We start from the raw sequence: 17,905 nt of genomic DNA, 5'->3' as shown, positions 1-17,905 counted from the left end.
TCAGGGTGCGCCGTTCGCAATACCCATGCTCCAGCAGGACGCCCAGAATGGGCCAACGTTTGGAACGAATACCTATCCGGATTGCTCGTTTAGCGGGAACACCGTGTCGTGGACGCGTCAGGCGCGTCCGTCTGGGGTGCCGTTGGCGCCTTGTAAGCTGTTGCTTGGGGTGCGCTGATGATAGCCGGCTTTCAGTGCGTCAATGACGCGGGGTCGTTTCAGATTGATGGGGTCTACCCTCAGTTCGTACTGAAGCGGAAACTTGACGTCGCCACTACCTATTGGGTGAACGGCGAGACTACTGGCTATTCGATGGCGGCTGTTGCGGTCGGCAGCGACGAAGTCATCGCCATTTCCAGTTCGACGCCTTGCGCGGTTACGTACCGACAAGGCAGCAACATGATCCTGGTATCCCAAGGTTATACCGGGACAGTAATCACTGTTTTTGTTTTTGGTTCGATCACCTCTGCGTCTGGTGCAGGGATGGGCTTGCAAGTCTTTAATGGCAATGGTTCCATCATTTTCGATTCGTCCCTGAAGCCGCTCATCATGATCGGTTTCCCGACGGGCGAGGGGAGCTTTACCTATAACGGCTCCCGCACGTACGCGGCGATATGCGTGAATCAGTACTACACCGTGCAAGACATTCGAGGCGGCGGGCAGTATGAAACGCAGCACTTGCAGATGACGCAGGGGATGGTGAAAGCCATTCCAGGCGGCATAAACATCTCGAATATCAAGATGTACGACACCCTCAACGTCTTTGATCCGAACCAAACAGATTTGGACCGAAGCGTCCCGGCAGGGACGCCAAACCGCCACATCATTGTGGACACCACCTACTTCTGAGAGAGCACATGCCAATTCTTAAAACTATCAAAGCTGCGAACGGCATTCCCGTGTCGTATCACAAGCCCGTCAAGCTGGAGGTCGACTTCCGAGCCGGCACGGCCTTCGCGGCCGTTCAATCGCATGCCGACGAGGATGCAGCATTGTCCGGCTTACCGGTCGCGTGGGGATGGAATATCCCGATCAGCGCGAGCGTGCTCTCACAAGGGGATGACATCCTGGGCGCCATTGAAGTCGCGTTGGTCGGTGCTGGGATGCCGTTTGAAGGCGGTACGGTGATTGTCGATCAGTCGGACACGCTGCAGGGGGCACGCGAGCGTGCCTGGGGAGCGATCAAGGCTGCCAGAGCGATCGCAGAGGAGGGCAACTTCATTTTCGACGGCGGAAGCTATCAGGCGGATAAGGTGCGTATCAACGGCGCGGTGCAACTGGCTGTCATCGCGAAGTCGAGCGGTACTGCCTATAGCGAAACCTGGACGCTGACAGACAACACGACGCGGCAGCTGGACGCGGACCAGGTCATCGCGCTCGGCCTTGCCCTTGGGGTGCATGTATCTGGCGTGTATGCCAAAGGACGTGCGCTGCGCGTTGCGATTAACCAGGCAGAGTCGATTGAGGCTGTGAACGCGATTGGGTGGTCTGCATGAATAACCTGCGAATCGTTCACGATAACGCGGTGAGCCGTGCGGCGCTAGCAGCATCGAGCACAGCCGGCGTGCTGGTAGCTGGCAACCTTCAGGTAGACGACAAGTCGAGCGTATGGCGCGCGACAGGTACGACTGGAAGGCTTACTGCGACTTGGGCTGCAGCCGAATCGATCGCTGCCGTAGCACTGCCGTTTTGCAATCTGTCGCCCTCTGCCACGATGCGGGTCCGTCTGTCAAATGAGGGCGGTACAACGAACCTGCTTGGCCACCCATCCAACATGGACCGGTCGCCGTGGCAAAGTGGGAATACCGCGATTATCCCGAATGCGACGCAGGCGCCTGACGGGACGTTGACGGCGGGAGCAATGGTTCGTATTGCGCCGGGCAATCACTATCTGCGCCAAGCTTCCACGATGCCGGCTGCTGGCAGCTCATTCACGGGATCTGTCTGGCTGAAGGCCGGAACGTACACGGGCGGAGTCAAGGTGCTGCTGCATGCGTCTGGGGTGGTGCTCGTCTCTCAAACTGTTCAGCCCACGGCACAGTGGACCCGCTTCTCTTGCAATGGGACTTTCCCAGAGAGCGCCATTGGGAATGTGGCCTTCAACATTGATCCTGTGGACGATGTAGGCGTGGCGGGCGAACAACTCTACGTATGGGGCGCGCAGGTTGAGGCAGGCCTGATCGCCACGTCGCTGGCGCCGGATGCCACCGCTTTTACATCGAGGGCGTCTGCGAAGTGGGTGTTCGACGCAGCAGGCGTGCTTAACCAGGTTGGTGCCAACATTTCCGCGAATGATTTCGACCCTTCGACGTTGATTAGCAAAGGCATGTCGCTCGAGGCCGCGGCAACAAACACCGTTCGCAATAACACCATGGTCGGCGCTGTCCCTGGCACTCCTGGTACGAATCCGACGAACTGGGGTTTATCGTTGCCGTCTGGCCTGTCTGTTGCAGTGGTAGGCACCGGTGTTGAGGCTGGAATCGACTTTATTGACTATCGCCTTTTTGGCACACCGTCGTCCGGGTCGAGCGGCATTCGGTTTGAGCAATCGAACGGTGTTGCGGCTGCATCGGGGCAATCGTGGGCTGCTTCGGTGTTTGTTCGGCGCGTTGCCGGGTCGGAGGTCAACATCACTTCGATCAGAGCGAACTTGTATGGCCTTGCCTCGGGTGGTGCCGGGACGGTGGATAGTTTTGCAGGGGCAAACCTCATAGGCATGCTTGGCGGTTCCAGCCTTGCGGCAGTGCGCGCGGTAGCCACCGGAACACTAACGGATGCAACCACGGCGAACGTGCGGCCGCAGCTCTTGATTGGGCACGCTGCCGGGGCGCCGATCGACATCACGTTGCGTATTGGCCTGCCGCAGCTGGAGCAGGGGCGGGCGGCGTCTTCGCCCATTAAGACCTCCGGCGCCACGGTGACACGCGCGGCCGACCTCTCGGTTAGTCCGCCAGGTGTTCGGCCAGCTGGCTATATCGATTCTTGGCAGAGCTATGACTACGACAGCGGCTTTGTGCCTGCTTGTCCGGCGCCGGCAGTGAAGTTGCGCGGTTGGAGTGCCGCTCAGGCCGCGAGTGCCTATGCCTATGGCGGCGGGGCGTACGCCAGGCATTGGCTGCCCTCGGCAGTTCAATCGCTCGGCCTGGCTGTCGACATCGTAGATCCAGCAAACCTGCAGGGCTACATCGAAGCAACATGCTTGGTGGCCGGCCCCTACTGGTCGCCGGTCTATAACGCTTCGAAAGCACCAGTCACCAACGTGGACACGACGGAGCTTTACCGAACCGGCGCTGGGTGTCAGGGCGCCGATGCCGGCTACACGTACCGCACCTTGCCGATCGACCTTGAGTTTATGCCGGCAGCCGACCGTGCCGCGTTTGTGAACATCATTCGTAACAGCCGGGCTTATCCAGTTTTGATCAGCGTTTTCCCTGGCTGGGACGACTTGGCGCTCGAACGCGACAACATGATCTATGGCAGGCGCAGCAAAGACTCAAGCGTCGCCGTCCAGTATGCACTGGCCTATTCCACCACTATCGAATTCGAGGAGATTTGATGTACGACGCAACAGCAAGCAGTAACCAGGGCGGTTACTTGACCGTACGTGTCACGAGCCGCTGGCCTTACAACCCGATCAGCCTGGCCGTGGGGGTGTTGTCAGGGTCTCACCAGTTCAGCCACGCGATCACGATCATCGGCAACCGCGCGTACGAGGCCTCCATGACGCACGGATGTCGTGCCGGCGCGCCCGCCGAACTCATGGCCGGCATCGTCGTCTATCGTGACATGGAGGTCTGGGTGCCGGATCTCGCCGCTGCGGTGCAGTTTGCGGAGCGCCAGGTGGGGAAAGGGTACGACTGGGCTGGTGCATTAGGCCTGCCGTTGACCTACTCGGAAGACTGGGCGGACGATGGGCGCTGGTGGTGTTCGGAGTTGGCGTTCGCCATCGTGCTGGCCGGGGGGGCGCGCTTGTTCGATCCGGCGGTGATGACACGCGTGCGGCCCGTCGACCTCCTGATGTGCGACTACCCGAAATCATCCCTGGTCTACGTGTGACCAATGCTCGCTGAGCCTTCCATTGGAGCGCAAGAAGGCTCAGCGGCCGCCGAAATAGTCTCAATTCCCCCTAGAAATGAGACGGTGAGAACGAGACACTGTGCGCTCCCGGTGATCCACATTTCCCTGCCGGAGACTACAGACTATGAGAGAACAATCAATGAGCGAACCGATTTCAGGCACTGCCGCCGGCGTAGCAGGCTGGAAGATCATCGGCGGCCTAGCGGGCATGGGCGCGATTGGCGCCGGTCTTGCGGCCTTCGTTGTCATGGCGATGACCAAACCCAAATCCGACCAGGAGTGGCGCGTCGCGCTGATCAGTACGCTCGTTGGTTCGATTGGCGGCGGCGCTGCGCTGGTGCGCTACCTGGGTATCCAGCACTGGGCGCAAGACCCATTCGGTATTGTCGCAATGCTGTTCCTATCCTTTGCCTGTGGGTTGCCGGCGTGGGCACTGGTCCGTGCTCTGTTCCTCTATATCGATAAGCGCCGCGATGCCGACCTAGCCGAGCTCGCACATGATGCTGCCAACGTCGTCAAAGATGTGCGAGGTGCCCTCTAATGTCGCCTGCCGAATTCATCGAACTGCTGCTGCCGGCCGCGCAGACCTGCCACCGCGATACCGGTATCCCTGCGAGTTTTACGCTCGCCCAGGCCGCACTGGAATCCAGCTGGGGCGCCCGCGCGCCAGGATTTAACCTCTTTGGCGTTAAGCCTGGCCCGGCCTGGAAAGGCGCGACAGTCTTGGTCGACACACACGAATTCATTAAGGGCGTGCGCACGCCAATGAAGTGCGCGTTCCGTGCATATTCCAGCTGGCTTCATTGCATACAGGACCATGCGGACTTCTTCCGGCAGAACCCGCGCTATCGCAAATGCTTTGTCGAGCAGACCGGGGAGGGCTGGGCCCGTGCCGCTGCCGCTGCAGGCTACGCGACGGACCCGACCTATGCGGATAAGCTGATCGCCATCATGCGCGGCCGTAACCTGGCTCGCTACGATGCGTTGCCGTCCAAGGTGCCCGCATGATGGGCGCGCTAAGCCGCCTGCAGGGCGTTGTCTTGCCGGCGTGGCTCAAGTGGGTGGCAATTGCAGCCCTTTGCGCGGCGGTGTATGGCATTGGCCGTCTGCATGAAGCCCGCCATGGGAGCGAAGCACTCTCTGATTATGTGGCCGCACAGGCGGCACGCGCGGTGATGGTCGGGCGCGCTCAAACCAAAGTCGTGGTGCAAACCGAAATCAAGTACCGCGACCGCATCCAGAAAATCTACCTGAAAGGAGAAGTCATTGAAAAGCAAGTTCCCGTGTATGTCACCGCTGCTGATAACGCTGAGTGCCACATTAACGCTGGCTTCGTGCGGTCATACGACGCCGCCTGGTCAGGTGAGCCTGCCGGACCTGCCGCCGGCACTGACCGTGACCCCTCCGGAGTTTCGCTCGCTGAGGTCGCAGAAACCACTGCCCACAACGCCACCACCTGCCTCGCCTGGCGTGAATTAGCGTTGGGGTTGAGGGAGCATTATCTGAAACAGCAGGCGGTTTTGAAATGATGTGCAGACGTCTGCACACAAAGAAATTCGAGTAGTAAAGACAGAGCGCCTGGTCGTGCTGCGTCAACAGCACGACCAGGCCTCAATACACTGGATAAGCAGTGAACCGAGCCAAGGCTCTGCACCCTCCGGAGGGCGGCAGAAGTCTAGCACAAATAGCTAATAAGGTTTACTCTGTGGCAACTCCTATTATTCCCTGGATCGGCGGCAAGCGACGTTTAGCCGATCGCCTCATCCCTCAATTCCCAAAACATAAGTGCTACGTTGAAGTGTTTGCGGGTGGCGCCGCGCTGTTCTTCATGCGCCCTGCGGCTGATGTTGAGGTCATCAACGATATCAACGGCGACCTGGTGAACCTTTACCGAGTCGTGAAGAATCACCTGGAAGAGTTCGTGCGCCAGTTTAAGTGGGCGCTCTCCAGTCGTGATGTGTTCAAGTGGCTGCAGGAAACGCCCCCGCACACGCTCACCGATATTCAACGTGCAGCACGCTTCTTTTACCTGCAGCAGCAAGCCTTCGGCGGCAAGGTCCAGGGACAAACTTGGGGGACCGCAACCACGGCGCCGCCCGTCAACCTCCTCCGTATTGAAGAGAATCTGTCAGCGGCACATTTGCGCTTGGCCAGCGCGTTTATCGAAAACATGGATTGGCATAAGTGCATGGAACGTTACGACCGCCCACACACTTTGTTCTATCTCGATCCGCCGTATTGGGAGACGGAAGGGTATGGCGTCGAATTCCCGCTCACTGAGTATGAGCGTATGGCCGAACTGATGGCCAGGCTTGAGGGCAAGGCGATTCTGAGCTTGAACGACCACCCCGAGATTCGGCGTGTGTTCGCTCGGTTCCAGATGGAATCGACAGACATTTCTTACACCGTTGGGGGCGGCGGGAAGGCTGTTGATCGGCAGGAGCTGATTATCTATAGCTGGGACAAGACCGCTGAGCCAGTTGGACTTTTCTAGTCAACCATAGTTTCGATAACAACAACACATGTAACCTTTGGGCAAAATTATGTTTAAAATAACGTTTTGCAACCCTGATGAAAGTCTCACATTGAAAAAAATCGCCAAGTTGGCACTCTCCGTATTCGTGGCCGCTGTATCGTTGGGCTGTGCTGAACTCCCAAAACAGAACACTGCCTTTTCGAAAGTTGGTGTTACAAAAGAAGAGGCGGCGCGCGATGCGTACCTGTGCGCTGGGAAGAATGACCGTCCCTACTTCACCGCCCAGTGTATGGAGCGCAAGGGCTACACGATCGTCCCGAGCGAAGAAACTTAAGGCAGTACCAGCAGCACGGAACGCCCCTTGCGGGGCGTTTTTGGGGACTTCACCTTATTGAACTTGACCCGCACGGCGCGATGCCAAAGTATGACGGCGTTTGAGGCACGTGCATTTGATCGTAGACATCCTATGCAAGCTGCGGTGTGGATAGTAGTTGAAAGTGCTTCATCAACACATGCATACGAGTGCTGGGGTTGAATTCATTCTCTGCTACCGCCTGCTGCAAAACTCGTTCTGAAGTGATAATTGCACCCTCTAAAAGAGGTTGCAAGCCATCAAACACGCTTAACCCAGCGCCTTTCGCGTAGCCTTCCATATTTCTACATCTGCGCAAGTCATCAATCGCACACTCGCCAGGTGATTTCGCCCCGGCGCGCACGTACCCTCGGCGATTGAAGCCAAAATGCAAGAGATACCAAAATTCGATGCATGGATAAGATGCAATGACATCGATTTTCGCCGAACCCCGTGCTAACCGCAGGGCCTCATCGAACGTCTCATGCGTGTCACGATCTATCGCACAAAACACTTGATCATAGTGTTTGGCTTGGCGCAACGCCTCTTCCACTATGCCCTTTGGGTCCGTCCGTCCAGCATGCATTACAAGTACTTTTACGTTGACGCGATAGTGCTTCGTTGCATCTTCGATATATCGCTTCCCGGATTTGCTATCTTCACAGATCACTAATACTGTTGGCTGTGGCTTGAATCGGGGCTTGCTTCGATTGTAGGACTTAGCGGTACGTCCCATTGCTAACCTCTAGACAGAATTGGAAGGCCTCGATACTTTCCCTCGAAATAGCGTTTTTCGACGTCTTCACTTTCGCGGCCTTTAAAATCATGAATTGAGCGAAGCTGGGTCGCACCGTTCGCATCACGTTCTGTTAACCAGAATTGATCTCGCCGAAGCAGCTTGGTATCCATCAAGTGTGTGTCGTGCGTAGTGAAAATGAGTTGCGCGCTTTTGTCAGAAGCGAGGTATCTTTGAATCAATGAGGCCACGATCTCAGGGTGAAGGCTACTATCAATTTCGTCCACCGCTACAGCCTTAATAGTACTTTCGCCGTGCGCAATCATGCTCCATGGCAGCCAGAATCCAACCAACCCTTTGGTTCCTTCTGATTCTTCTTCAAAATCGAATTCAGCTTCACCTAAAGCGGTGCGATGCTTGAAAATTGTGCGATTAACTTCCTTTTGGGATGCGCTCGGGCTTGCTAACATCGCCAGTGCACTGAGCGGGGAGGGCTTCTCTTGGACTGAATCCACACGCATTTCAGTCACAGGAACATCTACCTCTTGCAAGAAGCTTGCAACTTCAGCTGCGTAGTTGGGATTCTTCTTAACCAGACGCTGAGATGACCTGGCCAACGAAGCCATGCCGCCCTCGATTACAAACATCCCATTAAGCAGCCAACCGAAGGGAACCCTCAATTGGTGAAGGTCTTCGTTACTATTGGCTACTGCCTGAGCAATAAACAACGAAGTAGGGGCAGTAAGACGACGCCATGCCTGATGTAATTCAGAACCGCCCTCCAACGTGTCGCCAAACCTATACTCATCCCCTTCCTTATCCGTGAACCTTCGCTCGTAAAGCAGCTTGGACTTTCCATTAGGGTAAGAAATGAGCCGCTCTTTCACGATACGTTCGGACGTCAATGAGAGTTCAAATTGATACCGGACAGCATCGCAAATGAAATGCACCTCAAATTCACTTGGGCTCGACAGCAGATCTTTATCAAAGCGGAATGGCGCAACGGGCAAAGTTTTTACGACTGCTGGACTTGAACTTGCTAACGTCGGAATGACGTCAAGTGCCCGCAGCAAGTTGCTCTTCCCCGATGCATTAGGCCCGTAGATCGCTGCAACCTTCAAAAGATCAGGAAGTTCTTCGTCCGATACGAGTGGGGCAAGCACGTTCTCTCGCTTCGGTAAACGGGCAGCCGCCACCATCGACAGCGTCTGGCGCTCGCGGAAAGACCGGAAATTAGCGACGGAAAATTCGATTAACATGTAGAAAATCAGCAGATGAGAGAGGGAGGTTAGCCAAAGTATGGCCTAGAATCGCATTGTAATGCAGTTTTTTTGCAGATCAAGCGCGGCACCGGTGTCCCCCGTACACTACGATATACTGTGTGTATGTACAGTAAATCTCACTCCACTCCGCCTGTTGGTCCCAAGGAGACGCCTGAGCCGCAATGGGAACTAGTTCGGGTCGTAGTAATGCGCGACGAAGGCGTTCGCCCCGCAAACTTTAGAATTCCGTCGCCCTCTGACGAGAACACATTTGTTGGTCGGTGCCGGTTCGTCCGTGCCGATGGAGGTCAACATTGGCGTCCGGCTCACCTCGAGCTTCGGCAGAACGTTGGGAACTCGCCAGCATCGTTGCGTCCTCCCTTGTTTGATCCTTATTTGGTCAGTTGGATAGGGGGCTGGCAAATCTTCGCCGGGTGGGAAATTCACGCCCAGGGCAGCAAAACGCATGAACTTCGTCAGCTATGGGCAATTTCGAGGCTTCTGGAGTAATCGCGATCAAGACGTTCGACTGTACCGATTTACAACGCTCCCATTGGCGACTTGTGAATGGGGAAGTACCGCAACAGTTTGCAGCGTAAGTTTTGGCGTAGGTTTTACTTTTTTCTGATTCTTTTCATAGGAAGAACACGCTGCTGCATCATCGGCGTGACTTTTTCGGCCGGGCTGTTCTTGACGGCGTCAGGATTGATTTCGGAGGGCAGGGTGGTCATTTTTAGGGATTTCGTTCGGGCGTCGCGCCGGGCGCGGTAAAACGTTGCATTTTACCCCACGGGGCGGGTGTGCGACAGCCGCCCGGTTTCATAGATAAACCGCTCTAATGATGCATTCTGGCAACGTATTGTGCGGGACTTCTTGCCCAAATGCAGTTAAACTTCCGTCAAATTATTTTTCGGCAAGATATGTTCTGCTGGTTAAGGAATCCTTGTGAAACGTGTATTCAAAAATCGCAACAGCGGTTTTACCCTGATCGAAGCCCTCATCACGATGGCCATTATCGCCATCCTGGCGGCAGTGGCGTTGCCATCTTATAAAGACTATATCATTCGCGGCCACATTCCCCAGGCTACCAATGGCCTGTCGGACATGCGCATCAGACTGGAGCAGTTCTTCCAGGACACTCGTACCTATGCCGGTGCCTGCGCCGACGGGGCAGCAGCGGCACCCCCTACGAGCCCTGATTTCACCTTTACCTGCACCATCGCTGCCGACGGCATGAGCTATCAATTGAAGGCCACAGGCAAGGGGCCGATGACCGGCTTTACTTATGAGCTGAACGAGGCCAATGCCAAGAAAACATCGGCGACGCCGACCGGATGGACTGGTTCCGACTCGTGCTGGGTAACCGCCAAGGGCGGGCGCTGCTGATGCGTAAGCAAAATGGCGTGACCCTAATCGAACTGCTGGTGGCCATCAGCGTGCTCGGCATCCTGCTGGCGCTCGCAATGCCGAGTTTTTCCCGCATGATCCAGGATGCGCAAAACCGGACTGCCGCGGAATCTGTGCTGAACGGTTTGCAACTGGCGCGCACCGAAGCTCTGCGGCGCAGCACGCAGGTGCGCTTCAGCCTGACCGACGCGGATGGCAAGGTGGCCTGGACGGTTGGCTGCGTGAATGCGAACCTCTGTCCGGCGGAGATCCAGAAACGGGCGCCGGAAGAAGGCGGCGGCAACGCACGGGTTGGCGTCACCACCGATGCCCTTCCGCGACCGCTCAAGCCTGACACCTTTGCCGGTGTGCTGGCTGCCGGCGCCGGCCTCGACAAGTCCGCCGTGGTCACGTTCGACAGCTTCGGGCGGGTTAGCGCTGCCGCAGGCACCGAAATCAGCCGCATTGACGTTACCAACGCCAAAGCCAGTTACGCGCGCCGCTATGTGGTGACGGTTGGCTCCGGCGGCCAGGTTCGCATGTGCGATCCGGACAGCAAACTGAATGGCACCCCCCAGGGCTGTACTTAAGGAGTAATCCCATGATTCGCAATTTAACACCTGGCCGCCAGGATGGCATCGTATTGCTTGAAGCGTTGGCGGCCATCCTGGTTTTCTCGTTCGGCATTCTTGCCTTCCTCTGGATGCAAGCCTCGGCGACGCGCCAGGTTACCGACTCCAAGTACCGCCTGGAGGCCAGCTTTGCTGCCAACCAGATATTGGGCGAGATGTGGGTGCATCCCGACGACTGGACCGCCTACGTGGGAACTGACGTGCCGGTGACAACCCTGCCGGCGGGCAAGCGTACGGTGGCGCTCAACGGCAGGCAGGTGACCGTCACCATCAGCTGGAAAAGTCCGGGCGAGTCCAAGGCCCACAGCTACCAGGCGGTGGCGCAGATCAACGGATGAGGAAAATGATGCAGAGCTCCCAGAGAGGCTTTACGATGGTCGAGATCATGGTGGGTCTCGTCGTCGGCATGTTGGGCACCTTGATCGTGGCCCAGGCCTTCACCAATAACGAAGCGCGCAAGCGCACCACCACCAGCGGCGGCGACGCCCAGGCCAATGGCGCGATTGCGCTGTACATGCTGGAACGCGATACCAAGATGGCTGGCTGGGGCATGACCGCCAGCCCCAAATCCTACGTCGGATGCAGCAACATCTTTGCCTATTGCGACAAAAGCGCGGACTGCGGCGGCAAGGAAGGCGCGCTGACCGATGTGAATTTTGCGCCGGCATTGATCAAGGATGGTGGCGACGGGCCGGACAGCATTTCGGTCCAGTATTTTGCCGATCCAAGCCAGTCCTCTTATCAGCCATCCGGCAGCACCACGATACGCAGGGCGATGCCGCAGCCGTCGGCAGAACTGGACGTGGCCAATGCCGCTGTCTGCCAGGATGGCGACCTTGCGCTGGTATCGCAGGCAGGCAACTGCACCATCATGAAGATCACCGAGGTCCAGGCCCAAGCCTCGAAGCTACAGCATAATTCTGGCGCTGGCGGAAGCTACAATCCGCCGGCATCGTATTTCGAAAGCGGAGCGAATGCCTGGCCGAAATATCCCGCAGGCGCGAGCGTCACTTGTTTCAAGCCGGCCAATGGCCACCCGATTTTCCGCAAGACCTACTCGGTCAATACGGCCACCAAGCAGCTGGAACGCAGCGATAACTCGCAAGCGCCGGCGGTCACGAATGAGCTGGTCATGTCGGAAGTGGTGGACATGCAGGCTGAATATGGCGTCGCCCCGGCGGGCAGCCAGACGATTGACACCTGGGTCAGCGCCGCCTCCTCGCCATGGAAGGAACCTTCCTGGTCCGACTGGCAGCGCATCAAGGCGATCCGCGTTGCCATGGTTACGCGCGGTGTCCAGTATGAGCGGCCCAAGAGCGCCGACAAAGGTTGCACAGCGACCACCGCCTTGTCGTCCAGCTGGGCCGCATTCAAAACTGATAAATATCCAAGCGACTGGGGTTGCTACCGTTATCGCGTGTTTGAAACGGTCATCCCGCTGCGTAACGTGATCTGGGGGAAAATATGAAATCCGTAGTCATTTCCGCGTGGCGCCGCCAGCAGGAGGGGGTGGCCCTGATCATGGCGCTCATCGTGCTGGTGGCCATGACCCTGGCCGGGCTGGCCATGATGCGCTCGGTCGATGGCTCGTCCCTGGTTGCCGGCAACCTGGCGTTCAAGCAGAGTGCGTCCATCAGCGCCGACGCCGGCGTGGAGGCGGCCATTGCTTGGCTGCATGGCAACCCCAAGTCACTTAACGAGGACCATGACAGCGAGGGTTATTCGGCCAGCAGCCAGGACGACCTGGACCTGACAGGTAATAACACGGTGGACGCAGACGATGACCTCGACTGGAGCAAAGCCACGCTCGTCAAGAAACTGCCGGTCGACTCGGCCGGCAACCAGGTGTCCTACGTGATCCACCGCATGTGTCAAACGGCTGGTGTGCTGGATCCGGCCATTTGCGCCAGCACGCCTCGCGATACGGCAGGGGGGCCGACTGACGACAGCGTTGGCATTCTGCTTCCGATGCTGACTTACCAGACATCGCCAGGCAACAGCAGCAACGGTCGTTCGTCACCGTTTGGACTGTACCGGATCACGGTGCGGGTTGCCGGGCCGCGTTCCAACGTCAGCTTCGTGCAGGCAATTATTTCACAATGAGTATGCGAGACCTATCAATGAGGCCACTCTTTAAACAATTGATGCTGGCGGCACTGTTCACCGGCAGCGTGCTGGGCGCCGCCTTGTCGCGTGCTGCCAGCACCGACCTGGCAGACAAGCCGTTGGCAAACTCCACCACCGTGCAGCTCTTGCCTAACATCATGCTCGACCTGGACAACTCGGGCAGCATGCTGTGGAGCTACATGCCCGACTATGTGCGCGTGCAGTCGAACGGCAGCTACCTGACGTTTTGCCGTTACTCCAATGGCAGCCTGGCAGTGATCTGCCATGACGGTGATCCGCCTTTTGCGGCCAGCGCTTTCAACAAGGTCTACTACAACCCGGCGGTGCGTTATGACTGGCCGACCACGGCCGACGGCAAACGCCTGGCCGATGCGACCACTGAGCACCGGACTGAATACTTGGCGCCATGGTCGAACATCCCGAGCGACGGCTATGGCATCCAGGATATCGATAAGACGTATTCGGAACCGCTGTATAGAGAGTACCCTTGCGGGGTCACCAATCCCTATACAGGGCGAACCATCGATTGCAAGTCGCAGGGGCCTAACGAGACCGTCAATTTGCAGACGTACGGCAGCGTGAAAGCCAGCTATCCCGATCGTGTCTGGTGCCCTGATTCGTCGTCCAAGGAAAAGGACTGCAAGCGTGCAGTCGAGGGGACCAGCTACGCCTATCCGACCGGAGATTACTCGGTTGCGAAGGAAGTGAAGGGCGCGCCCTATTACTACAATGTGACCGTCAAATGGTGCACGGATAATTCCGCCACAAATTGTGCGGACCTGCGTGACAACACTTACAAGACCGTTGTGTTCGGCAAATGGGAACGGGTCGACATTGTTCCGACCCGTAGCAGCTACCCGAAAGCGCCCACGCGCACCGATTGCCCCGGCGTCAGCTGCAGCTACGATAACGAGATGACCAATTTCGCGACGTGGTATGCCTGGTACCGGACCCGGACCCAGATGACCAAGACGGCCATTGGCCTGGCATTCAAGGACGTACGGGGAAATCCCAAGTCGATGGCGGAAGACAAGACCGACCCAAGCTATTTCCATACGCGCCTTGGGATGATGACGATCGATAACAAGACCATTGCAGTGCCGATCGCGCCTTTTGAGGGTGTGCACAAGCAGACCTTCTTTGACGAACTGTACAAGCTCTACCCCAATACCAGCACGCCATTGCGTAACGCCCTGAACGAGGTCGGCCGTCTGTACAAGTTTGGCAAGAACGACGCGTTCCCGGATGGGAAAAATGACCCGATCGAGGCTGCTTGCCAACGCAACTTCGTCATCCTGGCAACGGACGGCTACTGGAACGGGAATCAGGCGCTCTACACTGACGACCCAAAGAGCACGCTGTTGAAGGACCAGGACGGCGACATCAAAAAAGCGCCGCGGCCGTCATACGCGCCATACAAAGCCGGTGACGGTACCAGGAACAACCCAGGTGACCAGGTGTCGTTGGCTGACATTGCGTTTTACTACTACAACAACGACCTGCGTCCGGACATGGAGAACATCGTCCCCAGCGCCGGCGGCAACAAGAACATCAACGATGTCGCCAACCACCAGCACATGACCACCTTTACCCTTGGCCTGGGCGTGGATGGTACGCTGGCTTACAGCAAGGACTACAAGACTGCAAAGACGGGCGACTACTATAAGATCCTGCAAGGGGGCACCAAGGAATGGCCAGCACCATTGCCTAACGACCCGACCGCGATCGACGACTTATGGCATGCCGCCGTCAGCGGCCGTGGAAGCTATTTCAGTGCCAAGGACCCGACCACCTTGCAGGAAAGCCTGCACCAGGCCTTGGGCAGTATCGGCCAGTCGGACGGCAGCGGCGCAGCCGCGGCGACCAGTAACCTGAACCCGGTCGAAGGCGATAATTTCATCTATCTGGCGAATTATCGAACCCAGCTCTGGGATGGCGAGCTGAGCGCCTATGCGATCAACGTCCAGACCGGCGAAATTACCGGCGACCCGAAGTGGCAGGCTGGGACGCTGCTGCGTAGCAGGTTCGCGTCGGACGGCAGCGACAGCCGTACCATCTGGACCTCGGACGCCAGCAACAGGCTGGTGCCATTCAAGGCCGCAAACTTGGATAAGAGCCAGTTGGCGTTCTTCTCGAAGTCGGTGCAGCGGTCGCTGAGCCAATTTAAGAATTGGACCAGCAAGCAAGTCGAAGCGGCTGATGAAACGACCCTGGTGAACTTCCTGCGCGGCCAGGATCCATTGGACAAGGATGGCATGCGCCTGTACCGCGAGCGCGACAAGGTGCTTGGCGACTTCATCCATTCGCAGCCAATCTACGTCAAGAATCCGCCGTTCGGCTTCCTGGACGAGGGCTACGCCGCGTACACGAAAACGGACCGGGACGCCATCGTCTACGCTGCCGCCAACGATGGCATGCTGCACGCCTTTGATGCAAAAACCGGTGAAGAGCGCTGGGCTTACATTCCGCCGATGGTGCTGCCGGACCTGTGGCAGCTGGCCAACAAGGATTACGCCGATCGCCACCGCTACTACCTGGACGGCGCGATCATCGTGTCCGACGTCAAGATCGGCAAGGAGTGGATGACTATCCTGATCGGCGCGATGGGCAAGGGCGGCCGCGGTTACTATGCGCTTGACATCACCAACCCCAAGCAGCCGCCGAAAGTATTGTGGACCTACACGGCTGACGACAACCCTAACCTGGGGTACAGCTTTGGCCCTGCGCAAGTGACCAAGCTCGAAGGCAAATGGGTGGCGGTGCTGACCTCCGGCTACAACAACATCGCGGAAAACGGCAAGTATGACGGCGATGGACAGGGCCACGTGTTCATCCTTGACCTGGCCGATCCGAAGAATGTCGTGGATATCTCCACCGGCGCCGGTGATAGGCTGAACCCAAGCGGGCTGGCGCGCATCAATATTGCCGCTGTAAAGGACTTCTACACGGACAACACGGAAGACAGGGCTTACGGTGGTGACCTGCAGGGCAATCTGTGGCGTTTCAACCTGAAGCAGCGCACCGCCACCAAGGTGATGGAACTGGGTAACACCCGGCCGATCACGGCTGCACCGGACCTGACCCGTCGCGGCGACGGCACCATCATCGTGTATTTCGGCACAGGGCGCTTCCTGGGCGCCTCCGACCTGGTGGTTCCCGAGGGGAGCATGCCTACGCAAATCGTTGCCGCCGTCAAGGATGTGGTGACGGACGGCCCAATCAAGCTGGAATCGCTGGCCGTTCAGACCATGGATCAAGGCGCGGATACCCGCAAGGGCACCACGGATAAAGCGGTTGACTGGGACAAGGACAAGGGCTGGTACCTTGAATTGCCAAGCAAGGGCGAGCGCGTTGCCATCGACCCGCATGTGTTTGACGGCATTTTCCTTGTGCCGAGCGTGGTGCCAACAGCGTCGGCTTGCCAGCCTGGTGGTTACAGCTGGTTGTACCAGTTCAGCACCGCGGGTGCCAAACGCGATGTGCCCGTCGGCACCAGGCTGGTGTCGCCTGTGGTCGGCACGACCCTCAGCAGGCTGTCGAACGACAAGGCGGTGGTCTTCGCCATTACTGCCGACGGCAAGCGTCCGAAGTCGATTCCATTGAATACCCCGTCGCACAGCGGGGGCGGCGACGGTGACTCAAACAATGGCGAGCCTGTCACCAGGCGACTGCAGTGGCGTGAACTGGTCAAGTAATACCCGGGCGGCAGGCAGGGCGAATGCTTTGGCCTTGCTGCTGACTGTCCTGGCCCACCTGGCTGTCCTGGCCAGCGTGGGCAGGCAGGGCACGCCTGGTGAATCCGCGCCGCAGCCTGCCTCCCCCATGCTGGTGCTTACCTTGCTGCCGGCGCCGGCATTGGCGCCGGCTCGTGGCAGTGGGGCGGTGCAACGACCAGCGCCGGCTCCGGCCGCGCCAGCCGCGCCCCTGGCGCAGGCCGAACCGTCGGCGGAACCGGCGTTTACGCCGCGCTATTTCCTCCAGGATGAATTGACCGAGCAGCCTTCCGTGGCCAGTGGCCTGGCCAGGCGTCGCTGGCTGGTGTTGCCGGGGGCTGCCAGCGGCAACATCACGGTGCGCTTCTGGATCAACGACATGGGCGATGTGATACGTGTACATCTGGTTCACAGCGACGCCAATGAGGAAGAGAAAGCAGCGATGCTGGCGGCGTTGCAGCAAGTGCTTTTCCATCCAGCCCATATCGGGCGCATCGCCGTGCACAGCGAAGTGCAAATGGACTTGCGGGTGGTCGGCGAAGTGGGTTTCTAAACCTTCATTCGAGCCGGCGCGCAATCCGGTTCAGGCCCACGGGCGTCACGCCGAGATAAGCGGCCAATTCCTTCTGCGGCACGCGCTGCACCAGCCCGGCGCGCCTTTCCAGCAAGTGCTGGTACATCTGTTCCGGAGAGTACATCAACAGGTCGCGCTCGCGCACCATTTTCAGCTGAGTCAAAGCCTGGAAGCCGAAACGGATCGCTTTCTGCCATGCCAGGTGGCGCTCACCCAGGTCGTCCAGCAGGCGCCAGTCGATGACCTCCAGCACGCTGGCCTCCAGCGCCGCCGCGCCAAAGCTGGTTCGCCCGCCCGGCTGGAATCCAATCGGACAGGCAAACAGCTCGTCTTCCACCGTGAAACTCTTGATCCACTCCTTGCCGTCGGCCGTGGTGTAGAACTGCTTGAGCAGGCCGGTGCGCACAGCGAACAGGCGCGGGCAGGCATCGCCTTCGTGGAACGCGAACTCGCGCTCGCGCAGTTGCAGCAGCTGCACGGAGGCGGCCAGTTGCTCCACCTCGGGCAACTGCAGGCCGGCAGCCTGTTCCAGTCGGCGCAATGCGCGCACCAGCGTCAAATGTTCCATGC

Annotated in this window: 19 protein-coding genes; 16 read left to right on the top strand and 3 right to left on the bottom strand. The window is 58.3% G+C overall.

Annotated elements, in window-relative coordinates; translation table 11 throughout:
* Positions 1–177 precede the first annotated feature (177 nt).
* The 9 genes from ACN9M3_RS24205 (at position 178) to ACN9M3_RS24165 (ending at position 6,887) form a co-directional block, all read left to right on the top strand.
* Complete coding sequence (locus tag ACN9M3_RS24205; RefSeq protein WP_426318859.1) at positions 178–849, top strand: hypothetical protein; 672 nt, start codon at positions 178–180, stop codon at positions 847–849.
* Between the two features lie 8 nt (positions 850–857).
* Entirely contained in the window at positions 858–1,496 is a 639-nt protein-coding gene (locus ACN9M3_RS24200) for a DUF4376 domain-containing protein (protein WP_426318858.1), read from the top strand.
* A complete protein-coding gene (locus ACN9M3_RS24195) occupies positions 1,493–3,556 on the top strand; it encodes a phage head spike fiber domain-containing protein (RefSeq protein WP_426318857.1) in 2,064 nt (687 codons plus the stop codon). Before ACN9M3_RS24200 ends, ACN9M3_RS24195 begins: the two co-directional genes overlap by 4 nt.
* A complete protein-coding gene (locus tag ACN9M3_RS24190) occupies positions 3,556–4,056 on the top strand; it encodes a hypothetical protein (RefSeq protein ID WP_426318856.1) in 501 nt (166 codons plus the stop codon). Before ACN9M3_RS24195 ends, ACN9M3_RS24190 begins: the two co-directional genes overlap by 1 nt.
* A 160-nt stretch (positions 4,057–4,216) precedes the next feature.
* A complete protein-coding gene (locus tag ACN9M3_RS24185; protein ID WP_426318855.1) occupies positions 4,217–4,618 on the top strand; it encodes a hypothetical protein in 402 nt (133 codons plus the stop codon).
* A complete protein-coding gene (locus ACN9M3_RS24180) occupies positions 4,618–5,085 on the top strand; it encodes a glycoside hydrolase family 73 protein (RefSeq protein ID WP_426318854.1) in 468 nt (155 codons plus the stop codon). Before ACN9M3_RS24185 ends, ACN9M3_RS24180 begins: the two co-directional genes overlap by 1 nt.
* Positions 5,082–5,606 (top strand): hypothetical protein, encoded by a 525-nt coding sequence (locus ACN9M3_RS24175; protein ID WP_426318853.1) that lies wholly within the window; start codon positions 5,082–5,084, stop codon positions 5,604–5,606. The genes ACN9M3_RS24180 and ACN9M3_RS24175 overlap by 4 nt, the downstream gene beginning before the upstream one ends.
* 176 nt (positions 5,607–5,782) lie before the next feature.
* Complete coding sequence (locus ACN9M3_RS24170; RefSeq protein WP_426318852.1) at positions 5,783–6,571, top strand: DNA adenine methylase; 789 nt, start codon at positions 5,783–5,785, stop codon at positions 6,569–6,571.
* A gap of 91 nt (positions 6,572–6,662) precedes the next feature.
* The gene (locus tag ACN9M3_RS24165) at positions 6,663–6,887 is read left to right on the top strand and encodes a hypothetical protein (protein WP_426318851.1); all 225 of its coding nucleotides are present in this window, start codon (positions 6,663–6,665) and stop codon (positions 6,885–6,887) included.
* A gap of 130 nt (positions 6,888–7,017) precedes the next feature.
* On the opposite strand, the gene ACN9M3_RS24160 is transcribed toward ACN9M3_RS24165, so the two are convergent.
* Entirely contained in the window at positions 7,018–7,641 is a 624-nt protein-coding gene (locus tag ACN9M3_RS24160; RefSeq protein ID WP_426318850.1) for an RloB family protein, read from the bottom strand.
* A 2-nt stretch (positions 7,642–7,643) separates the two neighbouring features.
* Positions 7,644–8,900, bottom strand: coding sequence for an AAA family ATPase (locus ACN9M3_RS24155; RefSeq protein ID WP_426318849.1), 1,257 nt, complete (start codon positions 8,898–8,900; stop codon positions 7,644–7,646).
* Between the two features lie 948 nt (positions 8,901–9,848).
* Here ACN9M3_RS24155 and ACN9M3_RS24150 point away from each other — a divergent pair.
* Genes ACN9M3_RS24150 through ACN9M3_RS24120 form a run of 7 tightly spaced genes read left to right on the top strand, consistent with a single transcriptional unit; the run spans position 9,849 to position 17,314 of the window.
* Entirely contained in the window at positions 9,849–10,289 is a 441-nt protein-coding gene (locus ACN9M3_RS24150) for a type IV pilin protein (RefSeq protein WP_426318848.1), read from the top strand.
* A complete protein-coding gene (locus ACN9M3_RS24145; RefSeq protein WP_426318847.1) occupies positions 10,289–10,879 on the top strand; it encodes a GspH/FimT family pseudopilin in 591 nt (196 codons plus the stop codon). Before ACN9M3_RS24150 ends, ACN9M3_RS24145 begins: the two co-directional genes overlap by 1 nt.
* Positions 10,880–10,890: 11 nt before the next feature.
* On the top strand, positions 10,891–11,259 hold the full coding sequence (locus ACN9M3_RS24140) for a type IV pilus modification PilV family protein (RefSeq protein ID WP_426163504.1): 369 nt from the start codon (positions 10,891–10,893) through the stop codon (positions 11,257–11,259).
* Between the two features lie 5 nt (positions 11,260–11,264).
* Complete coding sequence (locus ACN9M3_RS24135) at positions 11,265–12,389, top strand: PilW family protein (RefSeq protein WP_426318846.1); 1,125 nt, start codon at positions 11,265–11,267, stop codon at positions 12,387–12,389.
* Positions 12,386–13,024: a pilus assembly PilX family protein gene (locus ACN9M3_RS24130; RefSeq protein WP_426318845.1), complete on the top strand. Its 639-nt coding sequence runs from the start codon at positions 12,386–12,388 to the stop codon at positions 13,022–13,024. The genes ACN9M3_RS24135 and ACN9M3_RS24130 overlap by 4 nt, the downstream gene beginning before the upstream one ends.
* A gap of 17 nt (positions 13,025–13,041) precedes the next feature.
* A complete protein-coding gene (locus tag ACN9M3_RS24125; protein ID WP_426163498.1) occupies positions 13,042–16,743 on the top strand; it encodes a pilus assembly protein in 3,702 nt (1,233 codons plus the stop codon).
* 34 nt (positions 16,744–16,777) lie between these two features.
* A complete protein-coding gene (locus ACN9M3_RS24120) occupies positions 16,778–17,314 on the top strand; it encodes a hypothetical protein (protein ID WP_426163496.1) in 537 nt (178 codons plus the stop codon).
* Positions 17,315–17,318: 4 nt separating this feature from the next.
* Here ACN9M3_RS24120 and ACN9M3_RS24115 read toward each other — a convergent pair whose 3' ends face one another.
* Positions 17,319–17,903 (bottom strand): Crp/Fnr family transcriptional regulator, encoded by a 585-nt coding sequence (locus tag ACN9M3_RS24115; protein ID WP_426318844.1) that lies wholly within the window; start codon positions 17,901–17,903, stop codon positions 17,319–17,321.
* Between the last annotated feature and the right edge of the window lie 2 nt (positions 17,904–17,905).

This window comes from Pseudoduganella sp. R-43 (genome assembly GCF_049913255.1).
Classification (GTDB): Bacteria; Pseudomonadota; Gammaproteobacteria; order Burkholderiales; family Burkholderiaceae_D; genus Rugamonas.
Note: the sequence above shows the minus strand (reverse complement) of the source record. Positions and strands in the feature narration are given on the sequence as shown.

Bases quoted from the DNA above. Each gene is read 5' to 3' on its own strand.
- ACN9M3_RS24205 (WP_426318859.1), top strand. From the start codon at position 178: ATGATAGCCGGCTTTCAGTGCGTCAATGACGCGGGGTCGTTTCAGATT.
- ACN9M3_RS24200 (WP_426318858.1), top strand. From the start codon at position 858: ATGCCAATTCTTAAAACTATCAAAGCTGCGAACGGCATTCCCGTGTCG.
- ACN9M3_RS24195 (WP_426318857.1), top strand. From the start codon at position 1,493: ATGAATAACCTGCGAATCGTTCACGATAACGCGGTGAGCCGTGCGGCG.
- ACN9M3_RS24190 (WP_426318856.1), top strand. From the start codon at position 3,556: ATGTACGACGCAACAGCAAGCAGTAACCAGGGCGGTTACTTGACCGTA.
- ACN9M3_RS24185 (WP_426318855.1), top strand. From the start codon at position 4,217: ATGAGCGAACCGATTTCAGGCACTGCCGCCGGCGTAGCAGGCTGGAAG.
- ACN9M3_RS24180 (WP_426318854.1), top strand. From the start codon at position 4,618: ATGTCGCCTGCCGAATTCATCGAACTGCTGCTGCCGGCCGCGCAGACC.
- ACN9M3_RS24175 (WP_426318853.1), top strand. From the start codon at position 5,082: ATGATGGGCGCGCTAAGCCGCCTGCAGGGCGTTGTCTTGCCGGCGTGG.
- ACN9M3_RS24160 (WP_426318850.1), bottom strand. From the start codon at position 7,641: ATGGGACGTACCGCTAAGTCCTACAATCGAAGCAAGCCCCGATTCAAG.
- ACN9M3_RS24155 (WP_426318849.1), bottom strand. From the start codon at position 8,900: ATGTTAATCGAATTTTCCGTCGCTAATTTCCGGTCTTTCCGCGAGCGC.
- ACN9M3_RS24145 (WP_426318847.1), top strand. From the start codon at position 10,289: ATGCGTAAGCAAAATGGCGTGACCCTAATCGAACTGCTGGTGGCCATC.
- ACN9M3_RS24140 (WP_426163504.1), top strand. From the start codon at position 10,891: ATGATTCGCAATTTAACACCTGGCCGCCAGGATGGCATCGTATTGCTT.
- ACN9M3_RS24135 (WP_426318846.1), top strand. From the start codon at position 11,265: ATGATGCAGAGCTCCCAGAGAGGCTTTACGATGGTCGAGATCATGGTG.
- ACN9M3_RS24130 (WP_426318845.1), top strand. From the start codon at position 12,386: ATGAAATCCGTAGTCATTTCCGCGTGGCGCCGCCAGCAGGAGGGGGTG.
- ACN9M3_RS24125 (WP_426163498.1), top strand. From the start codon at position 13,042: ATGAGGCCACTCTTTAAACAATTGATGCTGGCGGCACTGTTCACCGGC.
- ACN9M3_RS24115 (WP_426318844.1), bottom strand. From the start codon at position 17,903: ATGGAACATTTGACGCTGGTGCGCGCATTGCGCCGACTGGAACAGGCT.